At 72.0% G+C, this 16,144-nt stretch carries 12 protein-coding genes; 2 read left to right on the plus strand and 10 right to left on the minus strand.

Annotated elements, in window-relative coordinates:
* Positions 1–117 precede the first annotated feature (117 nt).
* Positions 118–387: a hypothetical protein gene (locus tag ACIHCM_RS03995; protein ID WP_399888614.1), complete on the plus strand. Its 270-nt coding sequence runs from the start codon at positions 118–120 to the stop codon at positions 385–387.
* A 1,037-nt stretch (positions 388–1,424) separates the two neighbouring features.
* Here ACIHCM_RS03995 and ACIHCM_RS04000 read toward each other — a convergent pair.
* Positions 1,425–1,619, minus strand: a complete 195-nt coding sequence (locus tag ACIHCM_RS04000) for a hypothetical protein (RefSeq protein WP_141314327.1) — start codon at positions 1,617–1,619, stop codon at positions 1,425–1,427.
* Positions 1,620–2,026: 407 nt separating this feature from the next.
* Here ACIHCM_RS04000 and ACIHCM_RS04005 point away from each other — a divergent pair, with 407 nt between their 5' ends.
* On the plus strand, positions 2,027–3,142 hold the full coding sequence (locus ACIHCM_RS04005) for an acyltransferase family protein (RefSeq protein WP_399888618.1): 1,116 nt from the start codon (positions 2,027–2,029) through the stop codon (positions 3,140–3,142).
* An 81-nt stretch (positions 3,143–3,223) separates the two neighbouring features.
* On the opposite strand, the gene ACIHCM_RS04010 is transcribed toward ACIHCM_RS04005, so the two are convergent.
* From ACIHCM_RS04010 to ACIHCM_RS04050, 9 genes are all read right to left on the minus strand, one after another.
* Complete coding sequence (locus ACIHCM_RS04010; protein WP_399888621.1) at positions 3,224–4,648, minus strand: DUF6177 family protein; 1,425 nt, start codon at positions 4,646–4,648, stop codon at positions 3,224–3,226.
* 4 nt (positions 4,649–4,652) lie between these two features.
* Complete coding sequence (eccCa, locus tag ACIHCM_RS04015) at positions 4,653–8,633, minus strand: type VII secretion protein EccCa (RefSeq protein ID WP_399888624.1); 3,981 nt, start codon at positions 8,631–8,633, stop codon at positions 4,653–4,655.
* A gap of 34 nt (positions 8,634–8,667) precedes the next feature.
* Entirely contained in the window at positions 8,668–10,113 is a 1,446-nt protein-coding gene (locus tag ACIHCM_RS04020; RefSeq protein WP_399888627.1) for a hypothetical protein, read from the minus strand.
* 80 nt (positions 10,114–10,193) lie between these two features.
* Entirely contained in the window at positions 10,194–11,549 is a 1,356-nt protein-coding gene (gene eccD, locus ACIHCM_RS04025) for a type VII secretion integral membrane protein EccD (protein WP_399888629.1), read from the minus strand.
* Between the two features lie 76 nt (positions 11,550–11,625).
* The gene (locus ACIHCM_RS04030) at positions 11,626–11,934 is read right to left on the minus strand and encodes a hypothetical protein (protein ID WP_399888632.1); all 309 of its coding nucleotides are present in this window, start codon (positions 11,932–11,934) and stop codon (positions 11,626–11,628) included.
* 141 nt (positions 11,935–12,075) lie between these two features.
* Positions 12,076–12,531, minus strand: a complete 456-nt coding sequence (locus tag ACIHCM_RS04035) for an HD domain-containing protein (RefSeq protein WP_399888634.1) — start codon at positions 12,529–12,531, stop codon at positions 12,076–12,078.
* Positions 12,532–12,616: 85 nt separating this feature from the next.
* Entirely contained in the window at positions 12,617–13,729 is a 1,113-nt protein-coding gene (locus tag ACIHCM_RS04040; RefSeq protein ID WP_399888637.1) for a DUF6508 domain-containing protein, read from the minus strand.
* Between the two features lie 105 nt (positions 13,730–13,834).
* Positions 13,835–14,236, minus strand: coding sequence for a hypothetical protein (locus ACIHCM_RS04045; RefSeq protein ID WP_399888640.1), 402 nt, complete (start codon positions 14,234–14,236; stop codon positions 13,835–13,837).
* Between the two features lie 40 nt (positions 14,237–14,276).
* Positions 14,277–16,144: ADP-ribosyltransferase (locus tag ACIHCM_RS04050; RefSeq protein ID WP_399888642.1), on the minus strand; the 1,868-nt coding region annotated here is incomplete at its 5' end.

Raw genomic sequence — 16,144 nt, forward strand, 5'->3', positions numbered from 1 at the left:
ACTGAGCGGGCCAACGTGTCAGCGTCGTGCCATACCGTTGGAGCATCAACACCGAAGGACGCGCCCGCCTTTGGGAAGAGGATCCGGGCGCGCCCTTCTGACAACCAAGGAGGACGTATGCCCATCCCGGGCCTTGGCGGACTGTCGGTGCTCGACACCCACCCGCTTGAAACTGTCGCACGTGGGACTGACAGCTGCAAGAAAATCATGATCCCGCTGGCTGTGATCATGGCGTGCGTGATCAACGGCGACACGATGACCGGTGCTCTGCGTCAGGCGACATGGCTGGTCGTCGCGGTGACCGTTCTGGTCGTCGTGCAAGCGCTCGTCGATTGGCTTCCGCAGCGGCGTGTCAAGCCCGTCGGTGCGCCTGACACCAGTAGCTGACACCAACAGCGGCGAACGCCAAGGAACGCGAACGGCCCCCAGCGGTCGATAGACCGTCGCCCGGCTTGGATCTCTCCACCTACCCGGGGGCCGCGATCGACCTGATAAGGATGAGGGCTCGAACCTGTCCTAGGCGGGACCGCCGCTCTCCAACGGTGGGTGCGCCCCGCCGGCTTGACTCGGCCATCGAGACTCCACCGATCGCTTGGGCAAGCGCCGCGCGAACTACGCTACGATGCCGCGGAGTTGCCAATCAGGCAGCACAAACAGGCCGTCGGCACTTATCCCCTGGCAGAGATCGCGTGCCACACGGCCCATCGCAGGAAGGAGTCCTCGTGAAGAAGCGAGGTCCCACAGTCCCCACATCAGCATGGCAATGCAATGCCGATGCGCAGGAACCTTACAACGGCGCGACGCACGCACGCAACGATCGTTTCCTCGCAGGCAACGATCGTTGCCGCGGACGCCGGGCACGGAGCGAGTCGGCCATACAGATCATGCAGTTGATGACAGCGACTGTTGGCCTGCTCACAGTGACGGTCCCCTGGATCCTCAGGCTGATGTAAGCGTGCCCGCGGCGTGCCCGGCAGAGCGAGCACCACCGGGGAACAGCGGGGAGCACCAGGCAATCCCCCAAGAACGCGCAGGCCAGCACCTTCGCAGGTGAGACCGGGTGCGCATACGCGGTCTTCCAAACTGGCTACGCGGGTTCGATTCCCGTCGCCCGCTCCAGAAGGCTCAGGCCCAGGTGAGAGGGTGTTTCCCGCACTCACCTGGGCCTGAGTCGTCTCCAGGGCCGGATCAGCCGGCACGGCTGGAGCGGAGGCCGGCGGCCGTGCCTCCACCGGCCGAACGGCTGAAGCGCCGGGCACGGGGTGCGCCCCGGGCACGAACGCGGCGGGACCGGTACGGGGCAGCGCGGACCGACCCGGGGCCGCGAGGATCACCTCGCTGCCGTAAGGACCGACCGGGATCCGCGGAGACAGAGCCAGGACCGTCAGGACAGAGCCAGGACCGTCAGAACCGGACCGGGACCGTCAGAAGCTGATCGAGTTGATCGTGTCCGCTATCGAGTCGAGAAAGCGGTTGATCGACGGGGCCATGCCGGTCGAGGCGAGGAAGAAGCCGAAGAGGATCGCCACTATGGCGGGCCCCGCCTTGATCGAGCCCCCTCGCATCATCACCACCAGGATGATCGCCAACAGCAGCACCACTGACAGTGAAATGGCCACAACTGATCACACCCTCGGTCGGTCCGCTCTCCCGCCGGGGACCACGAGCCCATGCGACCCCCGCCAGAACCATCGTGCCACCAACAGGCCCCCCGTATGCGGCGCGTGACGTAACGCCGACCACACCCGCGCCGCACCCCGGCGCGTTCCGCCAAGCCCCGCGCGCTCACCGCGCGCCCATCACGCGCGCCCCGTAAGGGAATTGGCGAGCCGCCGTCGCGGTAATTCAACCTGATCGTTTCCACACCCACACAACGGCGCACACAACACGCACGCACCTATGTCCAATTGCCCGTTTTCCCGTCTATCCGAGGTTTCTCAGCACCTGAACGAGGGTGACGGACAGCTAAACCTGGAATGACGTCGAGAGTTTTACGGGACCCTACGGGCGGGCTAGGGTGCCTCAGATGTTTCAGGCACAGGTCAAACAGCGCGATGCCTTCTTCGACAACGCCAAGTACCTGGCGATCGTCCTGGTGGCGGTGGCGCACGCTTGGGAGCCGCTGAAGGGGGACAGCCGGATCCTGGAGGGCGTGTACCGCGTCGTGTACGCGTTCCACATGCCGGCGTTCATCATCATCTCCGGTTACTTCTCACGCGGTTTCGACATGCGCCCCGACCGGCTGAAGAGACTGATCACCGGCCTCGCCGTGCCGTACGTCATCTTCGAGACGGCCTATTCGCTCTTCCAGCGTGCGGTCGCGGATGATCCGGGTCAGGACATCAGTCTGCTGGACCCCTGGTATCTGACCTGGTTCCTTGTCGCGCTGTTCATCTGGCGACTCACCACCCCCGTCTGGAAGCTGGTGCGTCGACCGCTTCCGATCGCCCTCGGCATCGCCATGCTGGCGTCCGTCTCCCCGTCGATCGGCGAAGACCTGGACCTGCAGCGGGTGCTCCAGTTCCTGCCGTACTTCGTGCTGGGCCTGTGCATGAAGCCGGAGCACTTCCAGATGGTGCGCCGACGGTCGGTGCGGATCCTGGCCGTGCCGGTGTTCGCGATGGCTCTCGCGGTCGGCTGGTGGACGGTGGCGCGGATGGACACCGCCTGGTTCTTCCACCGGGACGCGGCACAGCAGATGGGCGCGCCATGGTGGACGGGTCCGGTGATGGTGCTCGCGATGTTCGGCTGCTCGCTGGTGCTGACCGCCTGCTTCTTCGCCTGGGTGCCCGGCCGGCACCTGTGGTTCACGGCGCTGGGCGCGGGCACGCTGTACGGCTACCTGCTGCACGGGTTCCTGGTGAAGGCCGGTGACTACCGCGGCTGGTTCGAGCCCGACTGGCTGCACCGGCCGTCCGGCCAGCTCCTCGTCAGCGCCCTCGCGGCGGTCGCCGTCACACTGCTGTGCACCGGGCCGGTACAGCGGGCGTTCCGGTTCACGATGGAGCCGAGGATGGAGTGGGCGTTCCGGCAGGACGCGGCCCAGGGGGCGCGGGAGCGGGAGAAGGCGGCGCGCGAGGCCTCGGGGAAGCCCCCGGCCGGCCTCACGGCGAAGGGCCGGGAGAAGTCCCCGGTGGGATGAGGACGCGGGCCGGGACGCCTGCCGCTGTACGCGCGGTGGTGACCCGGCCCTGTGCTCAGGAGCCCGAGCAGCCCACGGGGTTCAGGACGCGCCCTTCAGGTGCCGCACGAGGCGCTCGAAGTCCTGCCAGCCCGAGAGGTCCGCGGGATCGCCGGGCAGCGGGTAGTACAGCGCGGGGCGGGTGCGCGGGCCGAGTTCGCGCGGGGCCTCGGCCAGCGGTGTGCGCCGGGCCCGGTCGCCGGGCATCGTGCGGACCTCCTCGGCGCCCAGGACGAAGGCGTACGGCACGCCCGGGCCCTCGAAGCGGGGCGGTACGGACAGGTCACGGCGGGCCCGGCGGATCTGCACCAGCATGGACTGCAGGTCGTGCCGGGTGGCGAGGGCCTCGGCCGCGGCGGGCACGGCGTCGGAGGGCATCTGCTCGGCCGGGCCGTAGCCGAACGCCATGGTGACGTCCTCCTCCACGCCGGCCTTGGTCCGGGTGACGCGCACCGTCGCCAGGCCCGGGCGTTCGGGCGTGCCGACGACCACGAACCAGGTCGGCTCGGGGGTCCGCTCGTAGGCCACGTCGGTCAGCTGCCGTAGCGACCAGGGCAGGTTGGCGGGCTCCTCGGTGCCCCAGCCGGCCGGTGGCTCGCCGGTGATCTCCCGCCATACGGCCTCCACCGCGCCGCCGAGCACGAGGCGGTCGTCCGCCGGGTGCACGGTGCGGAAGGAGATGGCGAGCTGGCGTTCACCGGTGTCGGCGATGTCCTCGCCGAAGGTGCGGGCGACCGGCGTGCGCGGGTCCTCGGGGGTCGCCTCCGGGGACTCGACGGTCACGAAGAGGCCGTTGTCCCAGCGCAGTACGGCGCCGGAGAGGCCGTCGTAGTAGCCGTCCCGCTCGTCCTGCACCACCCAGCGCGAGGGCCAGCCCGGCAGGGCGCCTCGGACCGCGGGGGACATGCGGGTGCCGGCGGGGGTGACGATCTGAAGGCCGCGTCCGCCCTCGGCGGCGGCGCGGAAGGCGTCCGCGAGCCAGGCCGTCATCGCCACGACCGGGCGGTCCTGGATGACGACGGCGACCTTGTCGGTGAGGACGTCCACGGCGGGCTGGGCGGCTGCCGGGGCCGGCACGACGCTGACGCCGTCCGTCTTGACCACGGCCATCGACCGGGCCGCCTCACGCGGCCAGGCGGTGCCGCCGACGAGTGTGGCCAGCCGGGCGGCGAACGTGCCGGCGAGCTCCTCGGCCTCCTTCACGCCGGTGGTCGCGCGGGCCTCGGTCCACCAGTACGGCGTCTCCGGCTCACGCGCCCCCAGCAGCCGCTGGGCCTCGCCCCGGACCTGCACGAGCAGGGGTGCCTCGACGGAGACGAGCGGGCGGCCCTGTTCGTCGCACAGGCGCACCACGGCTCCGTCGCCCTCGGCGCCCACGAGCTTGTCGGGGCCGCCGGAGAGCAGGCCCGCGAGGACGCTCAGCGGGTCGGGCATCTTCTGGGTGAGGGCGATGACGTCCTTGGTCATGGGTTCACCTGGTCCCCGCGTAGACGGTCTGGATGAGCCGGGTGGGCTCGCCCCGGCGCAGCAGGGTGCCGCGTCCCGGCGGCTGCTGGCTCGCGTAGACGCCGGGGAAGAGCTGGCCCTCGCTGCGGTCGCCGGCCATCACCAGCGCCGAGGCGCCGGACTCGCGCAGGCTCTGCAGCATCGGCTCGTACAGGCCGCGGGAGGCGCCCGCGACACGCCGGGTGAGGACGAAGTGCAGGCCGATGTCGACGGCGGAGGGAATGTACGGCACGAAGGGCGCCAGAGGCTGCTGGCCGGCGGTGGTCAGGACGTCGTAGTCGTCGACGAGGATCACGATCCGCGGGCCGGAGAAGCTGCCCGGCTCCAGATCGGCGCCGTCGGCACTCTCGTCGGGCAGCCGCTTCTCCAGTTCGGAGGCGATCCCGGCGGCGAGGCCCGCGCAGAGCTTGGCGTTGTAGGCGTAGCCGCCCCGGTACTCCTCGGGGACGACGCCGCGCAGGCCGCGGCGCGGGTCGAAGACGCCGAAGACGAGCTCGTCGTCGCCATGGCGCTCGATCAGGCCCTGGACGATCACCTTGAGCAGGTTGGTCTTGCCGCACTCGCTGTCGCCCATGATCAGCATGTGCTGGTCGTGCTGGAAGAGGTCGAGCAGGACCGGGGCGAGCTGGGTCTGGTCCAGGCCGATGGGGACGCGGCGCGGCTCGGCGGCCGGGGTCGGCAGCGCCTGCGGTTCCAGGAGGTGCGGCAGCACGCGCACCGGCTGGGCCACCTCGCCGGTCCAGGTGGCGCGGACCGTGCGGGAGGTGCGCTCCAGGACGGCGCCGAGGTCGGCGGTGTCGGCGAGGCCGTCGGTGCGGGGCAGCGCGATCTGCGCGAACAGCTTGCCGTCGGTGAGGACGCGGCCCTTCTCCTCCGGGGAGAGGGTCTGGGCGAGCTTGCGCTCGATGCTGGACTCGCTGGGGTCGTTCAGGCGCAGCTCGACGCGGGTGCCGAACTGGGACTGGGTGGCGATGCGCACGTCGTTCCAGCGGAGCATGCCGGCGACGACGTGGATGCCGTAGCCGCTGCCCCGCTTGAGGATGTCGGCGACCGCGTCGTCCAGTTCCTCGAAGTCGTCGCGCAGCGCGCCGAAGCCGTCGATGAGCAGCACGATCTCCGTGGAGGCCAGCTCGGTGACCCGGCCCGCGGCGCGCAGCGTGCGCAGCTGTTCGAGCGAGTCGATGGAGTGGATGCGGAAGAGTTCCTCCCGCTGGTCGAGCATGGCCCGCACCGAGTCGATGGTGCGGGCGGCCCGCTCCCGGTCGGCGCGGCCGGCGATGCCGCCGACGTGCGGCAGCCCGGACAGTGCCTGGAGGCCGCCGCCGACCAGGTCGAGGCCGTAGACGCCGACCTCCTGGGGGGTGTGCGTCAGCGCCAGGGACAGGGCGAGGGTGCGCAGCAGTGTCGTCTTGCCGGACTGCGGGCCGCCGATGACGGCCGCGTGGCCGCCGGCCAGCGTGAGGTCCAGGTACCACTGGCCCTGCCACTGCTTGGTGGGGTCGTCGAGCACGCCGAGCGGCACCCGCAGCGGTCCGCTCCGCTTGGCCAGCTGCATGCCGCGCGGGCCGACCTCGACGGGGCCGGCGACCTTGTCGAGGGTGACGGCGGCGGGCAGCGGGGGCAGCCAGATCTGCCGCACAGGCCGGGCACCGGCGCCTTCGAGCTGCTCGATCATCACGCCCATCTCGGTGGGCCCGGTCTCCCGGCGCCGCATCTGCGGCTGCTCGACGGGAGCGGTGGCGGACTCCTCGCCGAGCGAGTTGTAGGCGTCGTAGGGCAGGGCGAGCGGGCCGGTGTCCTCGGTCTCGCGCTGCACGGGGCCGGTGTAGCCGCCGGAGACGTAGCTGGCCTTGAACCGCTCGTAGTGGCTGGTGTCGACCTTGAGGTAGCCGAAGCCGGGCAGCGGGGGCAGGTGGAAGGCGTCCGTGGTGTCCAGCACGGTGCGGGACTCGTCGGCGGAGAAGGTGCGCAGGCCCAGCCGGTACGACAGGTAGGTGTCCAGGCCCTTGAGCTTGCCGCCCTCGATGCGCTGGCTGGACAGCAGCAGGTGCACGCCGATGGAGCGGCCGATGCGGCCGATGGACAGGAACAGGTCGATGAAGTCGGGCTTGGCGGTGAGCAGTTCGCCGAACTCGTCGATGACCACGAACAGATGGGGCAGCGGCTCCAGGTCGGGGCGCTTCTCGGCGCGCAGCGCGGCGTAGTGGCCGATGTCGGCGACGTTGCCGGCGTTCTTGAGCACCTGCTGACGGCGCTTGACCTCGCCCGCCAGGGAGGAGTGGACGCGCTCGACGAGGCCCGCCTGGTTCTCCAGGTTGGTGATGACGCCGGCCACGTGCGGCAGGCCGGCGAAGGGGGCGAAGGTGGCACCACCCTTGTAGTCGACGAGGACGAGGGCGAGGTCCTCCGGCGGGTGGGTGGCGACCAGCGCGAGCACGAGGGTGCGCAGCAGCTCGGACTTGCCGGAGCCGGTGGCGCCGACGCACAGGCCGTGCGGGCCCATGCCCAGCTCGGAGGACTCCTTCAGGTCGAGCAGGACGGGCTCGCGGGAGTCGCTGACGCCGATCGGCACGCGCAGGAACGCCCGTTCGCCGCGCGGCGCCCACAGCCGGTCCAGTTCCAGGCGGGCCACGTCGTCGATGCCGAGCAGCTCGGCGAAGTCGACCGGGCCGGTCAGCGGGGCGTCGGCGCCCATGGAGTCGGCGGACAGCCTGAGCGGGGCCAGCATCCGGGCGAGGCCCTCGGCGAAGGCGGTGCCGACCTCGTCGACGGTGCCGTGGGCGCTGATCGGCTCGCTCTCGCGCAGGTCCTCGATGACGACGCGTTCGCCGTCGACGGTGATGCGGACGCCGACACTGCCGGGTTCCTGCACCCGCTCGTCGAGCAGATGGAGCACGCTGACGCCCATGTCGCGCAGGCCGACCGCGTCGTCGGGGCGGGGCAGGTCCACGGCGTCGTCGCCGTGCGCGTCGGCGACGACGATCAGCCGGGAGGACATGGCGAGTGCGTCCCGGCCGGACAGGCCGCGCCGCACCTCGGCCGCGTAGGAGGCGCGGCGGCGCAGCTCGGGGCCGATCTGCCGGGCCAGCTGGGGCACCGAGGGTGCGATGCGGCGGGCCGCGACGGGCCCGTCGAACTGCTCACCGTCGAGCAGGTGCGGCAGCCACTTGGCCCACTCCCAGTCGGCGACCCGGTCGCCGGGCGCGGCCAGCGCCATCGCCACGTCGTCGGGTGCGTGGGTGGCGGCGGCCTGCGCCAGCAGGGCGCGGGCGACCCGGAGGGTGTCCTCGCGGCGGCCGATGACGCTGACGTTGCCGGCCCGGTCGAGCGGGACGGTGAGCGGCAGTTCGGTGCCGGTGCCGAAGCGGGAGACCAGCGCGGAGGCCTCGTTCAGCATGAACTGGTCGGGCGGGGTGAGCACGGAGGAGCCCTGGTCGCCGACCTTCAGGTCGCGGACGGGCATCTCGCCGGTGCCGACGCGCACGCGCAGGAAGTCGCCGTCCATGCGGCGCCGTTCCCACAGCCGGGCGGGGTCGCGCACGATGTCGTACAGGGCGTCCGGCGGCGGGTTGAGCACCTGGGCGCGTTCCCGGCGTTCACGCTCCTCCGTGGACAGCTCCTCCCGCAGGTCCTCCAGGTAGGCGAGGTAGGCCTCGCGCTGGGTGCGGCGGGTGCGCTGGGCCTTGCCGCGCTGGGAGAACACCAGGATCAGCGAGCCGATGATGGTGACGACGAGGATGATCGCGCCCAGCGCCGCGAACTGGCTGTTGCGCACGACGGTCATCATCACGACGGACGACATCACACCGGCGACGGGCAGCAGCGAGGTCGCGATCGAACCCGTCTTGCCGTCGGGCAGGTTGGGCGGTGCCTCTATGGTGCGCGACGCGGGGGCGGCCGGGGGACGGGTCGTCCGGGCCGGGCGGTGGATCAGTCGGGTGCTCATCGTCGGTGCCTCTGCGGGTTCCCTTCCGGGGAGCTCAACGGCGCTTCTGGGACAGCTGGAAGACCTCCGCGGCGAGGCCGGCGGCAGCCTGCCGGGTGGCCCGCGCGAGCAGGTCGGTGCGGATGGCGCCGCCCGCCGCGAGATGCCGGTCGTACGGCAGGATCCGTACGCTCGCGCCGGTCGCCCTCAGCGGTTCGGCGGCCTTGTCCAGGTCGACGCCGGCGTGCGGCACCGTCTCGGTGAGCACGACGACCGTCGAGGTGGTGATGTCCCGGGGCAGCCCCCGCATCCACTGGAGCACGGCGTGCGTGCTGGCGACGCCCTCCAGCGTGGCGGGGACGGTCAGCACCCGCGCCTGGGCGGCCGACAGCGCGGTACGGGCCACCTCGGCGGGCAGCGTCTCGCAGTCGACGACGGTCACCCCGAAGTAGCGGCGCAGCGACACCATGACGCGTTCGTAGGCCTTGGTGTCGAGCATGGCGCCGACCTGGCCCTGACTGCCCGGCAGCAGCCATGCGTTGTCGGGTAGTTGGACGAGGTAGCCGGTGACGTCGAGCAGCGACATCTGCGGCTCGACGACGTCGGCGAGGTCGCCGGTGGTCCAGCGCAGGTTCTCCGCGCCGAGCCGCAGCGGCAGCGAGCCGAGCGCCGGGTCGGCCTCGACGACGAGGACCGGGTCCTGCCGGTAGTGGGCGTAGGTGGTGCCGAGCAGGGCGGCGACCGTCGTCTTGCCGGAGCCGCCGCGGATGGACGTCACGGCGATCTGCCGGCCGGTGGTGACGGCCTGCTGGAGCACCTCGGCGGTGGCGGTCGTCTCGGCGACCTCGCGCGCGGCGGAGGAGGAGACGGTACGGCGTACGGCGCGCAGGGCGCGGGCGGCGAACGGCTCCCCGCGGCGGGGCTTGAGCCCGGTGCCGGCGATCCGCTTGTCCACGGCCGGACGGGAGTCGGGCGTGGCGCGGGACGCCGGGGTGCGGCGGGCGGGTGCGGGCCGGGGGTGGGGGGCGGCCTGCGGCTGGGGCTGGTGCTGGTCGGCGTAGGGCTGGGCCTGGGCGTGCTGGGGGCCCGGGTCGGCGTGGCCCTGCTGCGGGTAGCCGTAGGGGGCCTGTTGCTGCGGCACCTCGGGGGTGGCCGGCTGCGGGCCGTGCGGGTAGCCGTAGGGGGCCTGTTGCTGCGGCACCTCGGGGGTGGCCGGCTGCGGGCCGTGCGGGTAGCCGTAACCGGCGCCGGGCTGCTGGGGCTGCTGGGGGTAGCCGTAGGCCGGGTCGGCGCCCTGCGGGGGAACCTGCTGCGGCCCCGGCTGCCCTGCCGCCTGCTGCGGCTGCTGCTCCTGGTGCGGCCGGTCGTGCTCCGGCTGCGCGCCGGACTGACCGCCCGGCCGCTGCCCCGGCCGGGCGCCCGGCTGCGCGGCAGGCTGTCCGGCCGCGCCGGCCCTCAGGTCGCGCAGCACGTCGCCCTGCCAGTTGTCCCCGCTCGGCATGTCGCCCTTTCCCTCCCGCGACGCTCCGGCCTCGTCGTCCCGCCCGGAGCGACGCGCCTCGGCGCCTGGTATTCGAAGCCTCAGAACTTGTTGAGCAGTTGCCCGTAGATGCCGAACACCCCGACGGCGAGCGGGAAGAGCCCGATCACACCCAGGGACTCGATCAGGTCGGCCAGCCGCCGCAGCCGCACCCGGACGTGCTCCGGCGGCTCGATCGCGAGGACCAGCAGCGGCAGCAGTGCCGCAGCGCCCAGCAGAACGAGCGCACCGGCACCGCCGGCATGGTCCAGCCACAGCACCGCGAGCCGTACGACGAGCAGCGCCGCCGCCCCGAACAGCGCCACGACCTCGGCGACCAACGGGAAGGCCCGCGCCCGGGACAGCAGGACGACCGCGGTGAGCGAGGCCAGGACCACCGACCAGACGGCCGGGTCCTCGCCGGTGGTCAGCAGCCAGCCGCCGGCGGCGGCCGAGGCCGCGGTGACCACGGTGGCGAGGGCGAGGCCGCGATGGGTGGCGGCGAGCGCGTTGCCGACCTCGTGCCGGCTGACCGAGGTGCCCGAGGAACGACGGTCGTCGAGACCGGTGAGGCCCGAGGCCATCAGCGCGAGCCGGGGCAGCAGCCCGAGCAGCACCACGGAGAACACCGCCATGACGGCACCGAGCCGCTCCGGCCGGTCCTGCACCGCGGCCACGGCCTCCCACACGAGTGTGATGCCGGCGGCCGCCCCCGCCCCGATCAGTCCGCCGCGGCCGAGCGGCGAGAAGAAGGCGAGCAGGACGAGGGTGAGCACCAGCGCGGCGACGACACCGGCCAGCCGGGCGGTGCCGGGCCAGTCGTAGGCGTCGGCCGTGGTCCAGGCGGCGAGCACGCCGAGCCCGCCGGAGGCGAGCAGCAGCGCGGTGGCGAGCCCCTGGTTGCCGCCGCCGGTCTTCGCCACCACCGCACCGGCGATCAGGAAGACCGCGGTCACGGCGAGCAGCGCCGTCGCGACGGAATCCGGCCCGAACTCCCGGCGGGCCAGCACCGCCGCGGCCACGGCGAAGGCGAAGGTCGCCACACCGGCGCTGACCCGGCGCGCGGCCGGACGCCAGCGCCAGGCGCGCAGGTCGAGGTCGTCGGCGACCTGGTCGGTGACGTCGTGCACGACCGGCGCGGGCGGCGCCGCGTGGGCGCGCACCAGGCGCAGTACGGCGCCGTCCGGGACCTCGGCCGAGGAGAGCGTGGCCTCGTGCGGGAGCACCGAGCCGTCGGTGCTGATGAGTTGCCGTGTGGTCGGCCGGGTGGCGGCCCGGTCGTCCAGCAACTGCAAGATGTCGGGGAGCAGTTGGCCGATCGGTGTGTCCGAGGGCAGAACGATGTCGGCGCGCCGGCGTTCACCGACCAGGGTGACCCGGCTCAGCTGGGTCCGGGACGTCGTTGATGTGCTCACCACTCACCGCAACCTATCATCGCGTCGTTTCGGCCATCGGCGCCGGCCGACGTGCTCACGTCGGCCGGACACACCGCGTTCACCGCTTCTCCCCACCGTCGCCGCCGCCGTCGGCGGACTTGCCGGGCGACGGGTTGTACATCTGTTCCTGCTGCTGGCGCTGCTTCTCCTGCTCCGCCCGCTGCTTGGCGAGAGTGGACTGGACGAAGGACCAGCCGATGCAGCCGGCGCACAGCACGGCCGCGATGGCGATACCCGCGAAGATCTTGCCGAGCCGCTCGTCGGCCGTGCGCCGGGCACGCTGCGCGCCGAACAGCAGCGCGTCGCGCATCCGGCGCCGGCGCACCGCCACCGACTCCAGCAGTTGGCTGTCGTAGTCCCGTGCCATTCAGTCGTCGTCCCGTGCCGTAGAAATCGTCGTCGTGCGTCGTGCGTCGTGCGTGGTGCGTGGTGCGTGGTGCGTGATGCGTGATGCGTCATGCCCTGCGCGCCGGACGTTCTTTCGTCGCCTGCCGGTCCGTGCGGGCCGTCAGTCGTCGGGGGTGAGGCCGAGGAGGCCGCGCATACGGGCGTACTTGTGGGTAAGCCGCCGGGCCGTGTGCTCGTCGAGCACGGCGAGGCGGTCCGGGTCGGCGTTGTGCGCGAGGTCCGCGGCCTTGACGAGCCGGGCGCCCGGCGTGGCGAGAATCCGGCGTGCGTACGCTTCCGGATCCTCCCCCTCCCGCTTGGTCACGGCCCGTACGACGTCCTTGGTGCGCTGCGCCAGCGCGGCACCGGCCAGCCACTCCTCACTCAGGGCACCGTCCTCGACGGCGTCGTGCAGCCAGGCGGCGGCGACGAGGTCGTCCTCCCCGCCCCGGGCGCGCACTCCCTCGGCGACGGCCGCCAGGTGCTCGGCGTACGGCCTCCCGGCCTTGTCCGTCTGCCCGGCGTGCGCGGTGCGGGCGACGGCCTCGACCTCGGTGAGACTCATCTCCTGCGGCATGCGGATCCCCCTGACTTCGCTTCCGCAACATAAGACATGGACGCGCCACGCGTACAGCCGGGGTACGGCGGCCCCTCGCGGCTTCTCACACCCCTCCCGACAGCCCCGTCACGACCATGAAGAGCAGCCACAGGGCCGGGACGAGGGCGACGTACGCGCGGGGCCGGCGGTGTACGGGCACGCCGGGGTCGTACCGCGGGCCGAGCGTCCCCGGCCCCGGGGCGGGCAGCCGCTTCACCCGGCGCACGGCGAGGACGTTGCGGACCAGCGCCAACGGCGCGAAGACGAACAGCGAAAGAGGGCTCCACCAGCCGACGCAGAGGGTGTGCGTGGTGTAGGCGCGGTACACGGCCAGGCCACAGGTCATGCACATGGGCCCGTCCGCCTTCTTGAACCCCATGAGAACGACGAGCCCGCGGTGGGCACGGAAGGTGACGTCGGCGGCGGGGGAACCTCCGCAGTATCTGCACATGAGGAGGGGGCGCTCGTCGTGGTGCGCCTGCTCCGCGTACCAGGCACGGAGGGCGGCGACGACGGCGTCCAGGAGGCCGTCCTGCACGGCGGCGGCGATCGTCCCGTCGGAAAAGCGCTCCCCCCGCACGATCGTCGTCGCGGCACGCACCGCGTCGGCCGCGGACAGCCGCCCGTCCGGCGACGGTTGCGGCATCGGGCTGTCGACCCATCGGTGCTCCGGGGTGACGGCACCGACGCCGGACAGTGCGGCGACGGCGCGCTCCAGCGGCCGGCTGTAGAGCGGGAAGGCCACGTGGTACACGCCGTTCGCCTGCTTCTGCCCGCCACCCCATGTGATGTCCCGGTCCTCGTCCGTCAGCGCGTCGAAGGCCTCGGCGAGCTCGTGCCAGGCCCCCGCGTTGTCACGGTCGAGCTGATCGAGCAGACGCCGGTCGTCCTCCGGGGTGACGACACGGGCGAGTTCCTCGATCGCGGCGAGGTCACGGGCTTCGGTGACGGGGCCGACGCCGGGTTCACGGCTGAGCAGGGTGAGGACGCCGACCGGGGCGAGACCCCGCTTGCGGGCATCATCCGCCCGCCGCCACCACTCCGTGCCCGCGTCGTAGGCACGGCTGCTGCTCGCCGAGCGGTGCACCAGGTCAACGACGGTGGCGTCGGCCCAGAGGTAGCCGACGAGTTCACCGTCGGTGGCGGTGATGGCGACGTAGTGCAGGGGACTGGACATACGCCTCAGGCCTCGTCGGCCAGTACCTCCACGGAGATAGGTCGTGCGGCGGGCCTGTCCACGAACCGCAGGCCATCGTCCAAACGCGGGTTGATCGGTCGCTCCCTACTCACCTTTGGCGAGCGCCTTGACCGCGTCGGCGTTCGGGGCGTCGGTGAGGGAGCCCGGCAGGGCCCGGCCGCGGTTGCCCTCCGGGTTGGACAGGATCTCCGCGAGGGCCTGGGACGGCGGGATGCCCCGCCCCTTGGCCTCCTCCAGCCGAGCATGCCAGTGACCACCCTCGGCCAGCGCCCGGCCCCCTGCGGCCGCGCGCGGTACCCAGGCGGCGGCGTCGTCCTCGTCGTTCGCCCAGACATACCCGAGGACCGCGCCACCCTCCTTGTCGACCACTGTGAGGTACCGCACCGGCTTGTCGGTCCGGGTCTGGTACCTCGACGGACCCGGCGTGACGAGGTTGAAGTGCACGTCATCGTCGAAGCGCGGGTTGATCGGTCGTTCGCTGCTCATAAGTCCACGTTCCCTTGACTTTGCCTGATCCCCAACGAGGCTACGGCTTCGGCCTCGGCAGCACCTCTCCGTAGATGTGCCACTTGCCGTGTGCCTCGTCGTAAAAGACTCGCGTCACCTTGTACTCGGAGCCCTTGGCGAGGAGCAGCTCGCGCTCTCCCTTGACCTGTGTGATGGGCTCAAGCCAAAGGGCGGGGGTGTCCTTCGGCACCCGCAGGTGCATCCATACAGGCTTCTGATCGAAGGGGGGCGGCGGTGTCTTGCCGAGCGCCGTCGAGGTGAACGCCTTGTCGTCGAACGTCCCGCCGATCATGTCGAGCGGTGACTCGATCGGGAGTCCGTTGACCTTGACATGGTCGACCCCGGTGCCGCGGACGACCATGATGTCTTCGGGCACCGGACGGGCATCCATGATCTCGTCCATGTTCCTGATGGTGTCGAGGATGCGCTGGGGTACGTCCGTGCCGAAGCGGAGATGGTTGTTGATCGGGTCGTAGGCGGAACCGGTGTAGGTGACAACCCCACTGCGCGTCTCGGGATCGAGGCCCCTCATGAACTCGTCCCAGTATGCGTTGCCGTAGGCCAGTCCTGCCGCGTTGCTGACGCTGGGAGCGGGGTTCGTTCCGCGCGCCAGTTCGGCCTCGGCCACCGCGTGCTTCTGGGCATCGCTGAGGGCGTCGAACTCCGCAGTCGACACGGTCGGCTTGTACTCGAACGGCTCCCCGGCCCCGCTGCCCGGCACATCCGTGCCCTGATGCCCCGGGGGGACCGGAGCGTCGGTGCCGTGGTGTGCGGCGGCGTCCACGACGTCGTCCCCGAGGCCCGTGGGGTCGAGGTCCACGTGGTCGCCGGTGTACGCCATGTCGTCCGTGTGACCGGCGCCGTGCGAAGCGTCGTCGGCGTGATCGCTTCCCGGCAGGTCGTGGGCCGGGGCGTGCGGGGTGTCCGGGGTGTGGCCCCCGGGGCCGGGGACATCGGGGCCGCCGGTGTGCGGGACGTCGTGCACCGGGTTCGTACCCGTCGTCTGGTGGTACCAGGGCGTCCCACCGGGGTGCTGCCCGCCGGTGTGCGGCGCGGTGGTCGGCGTCTGGTCGTACGCCGACGGCGACGGCGCGTGGTCGTAGGCGGACGGCGAGGGCACGTGACCGTACGGCGTCGACGTGGGCGGCGGTCCGAACTGCCCGGCGGGGGCATTGTGGGACGCGGGGTAGTTGTGGTGCCCGGCATTGTCGACCGTGTGTGCCATGCCGTCGCCCGCGTACACGGGCTGCTGGCCCTGGAGCGTCCAGTGGGCCGGAAGCGTCGGCGTGGCCGTACCGTGCGGGACCGCCTGCCCGGTCTCGTGCGGGACCGGCGTCGTGTCGATGACGCCGTTCGGCGCGACGAGGTTGCCGTTCGGGTCCATCAGACGGCCGTCGGGCAGCTGGACGGAGCCGTCCGGGAGGGTGGGGATGTCGATGGTGCCGACGCCCTTGAGGCTGGTGGCGATGTCGCCGATCTTCGACAGGCCCGCGCCGGCGCCCTTGGCGATGTACGTCATCGGGTCGATGACCTTCGCCGTGGTGCCCAGGACCCTCGCGACCGCGCCCGCCTTGCCCGCACCCGCCACGCCGGCGCCCGCACCGCCGGTGAAGACGGTCGTCAGCACGTTGAAGGTGACCGCACCGGCCGCGCGGGCGGGATTCTTGCCCCACTGGTCCCACGCCACCAGCGCCTTGCCCGTCTCCTTCATCGCCGTACGCGAATCACGGATCCAGGAAGGCAGCTTGTCGTCGGGCAGCGCCCAGAACAGCGTGCCCACACCCGGGATCGACGTCAGCGCCAGACCGGTGGCGAGCTGCGCCAGGCCCTTCCACGCCTGACCCATCGCGTCCCAGCCGCCGAAGCCGACCAGCGTGCCCAGGCCCT

The sequence above is a fragment of the Streptomyces sp. NPDC052023 genome (genome assembly GCF_044548465.1).
Lineage (GTDB): Bacteria > Actinomycetota > Actinomycetes > Streptomycetales > Streptomycetaceae > Streptomyces.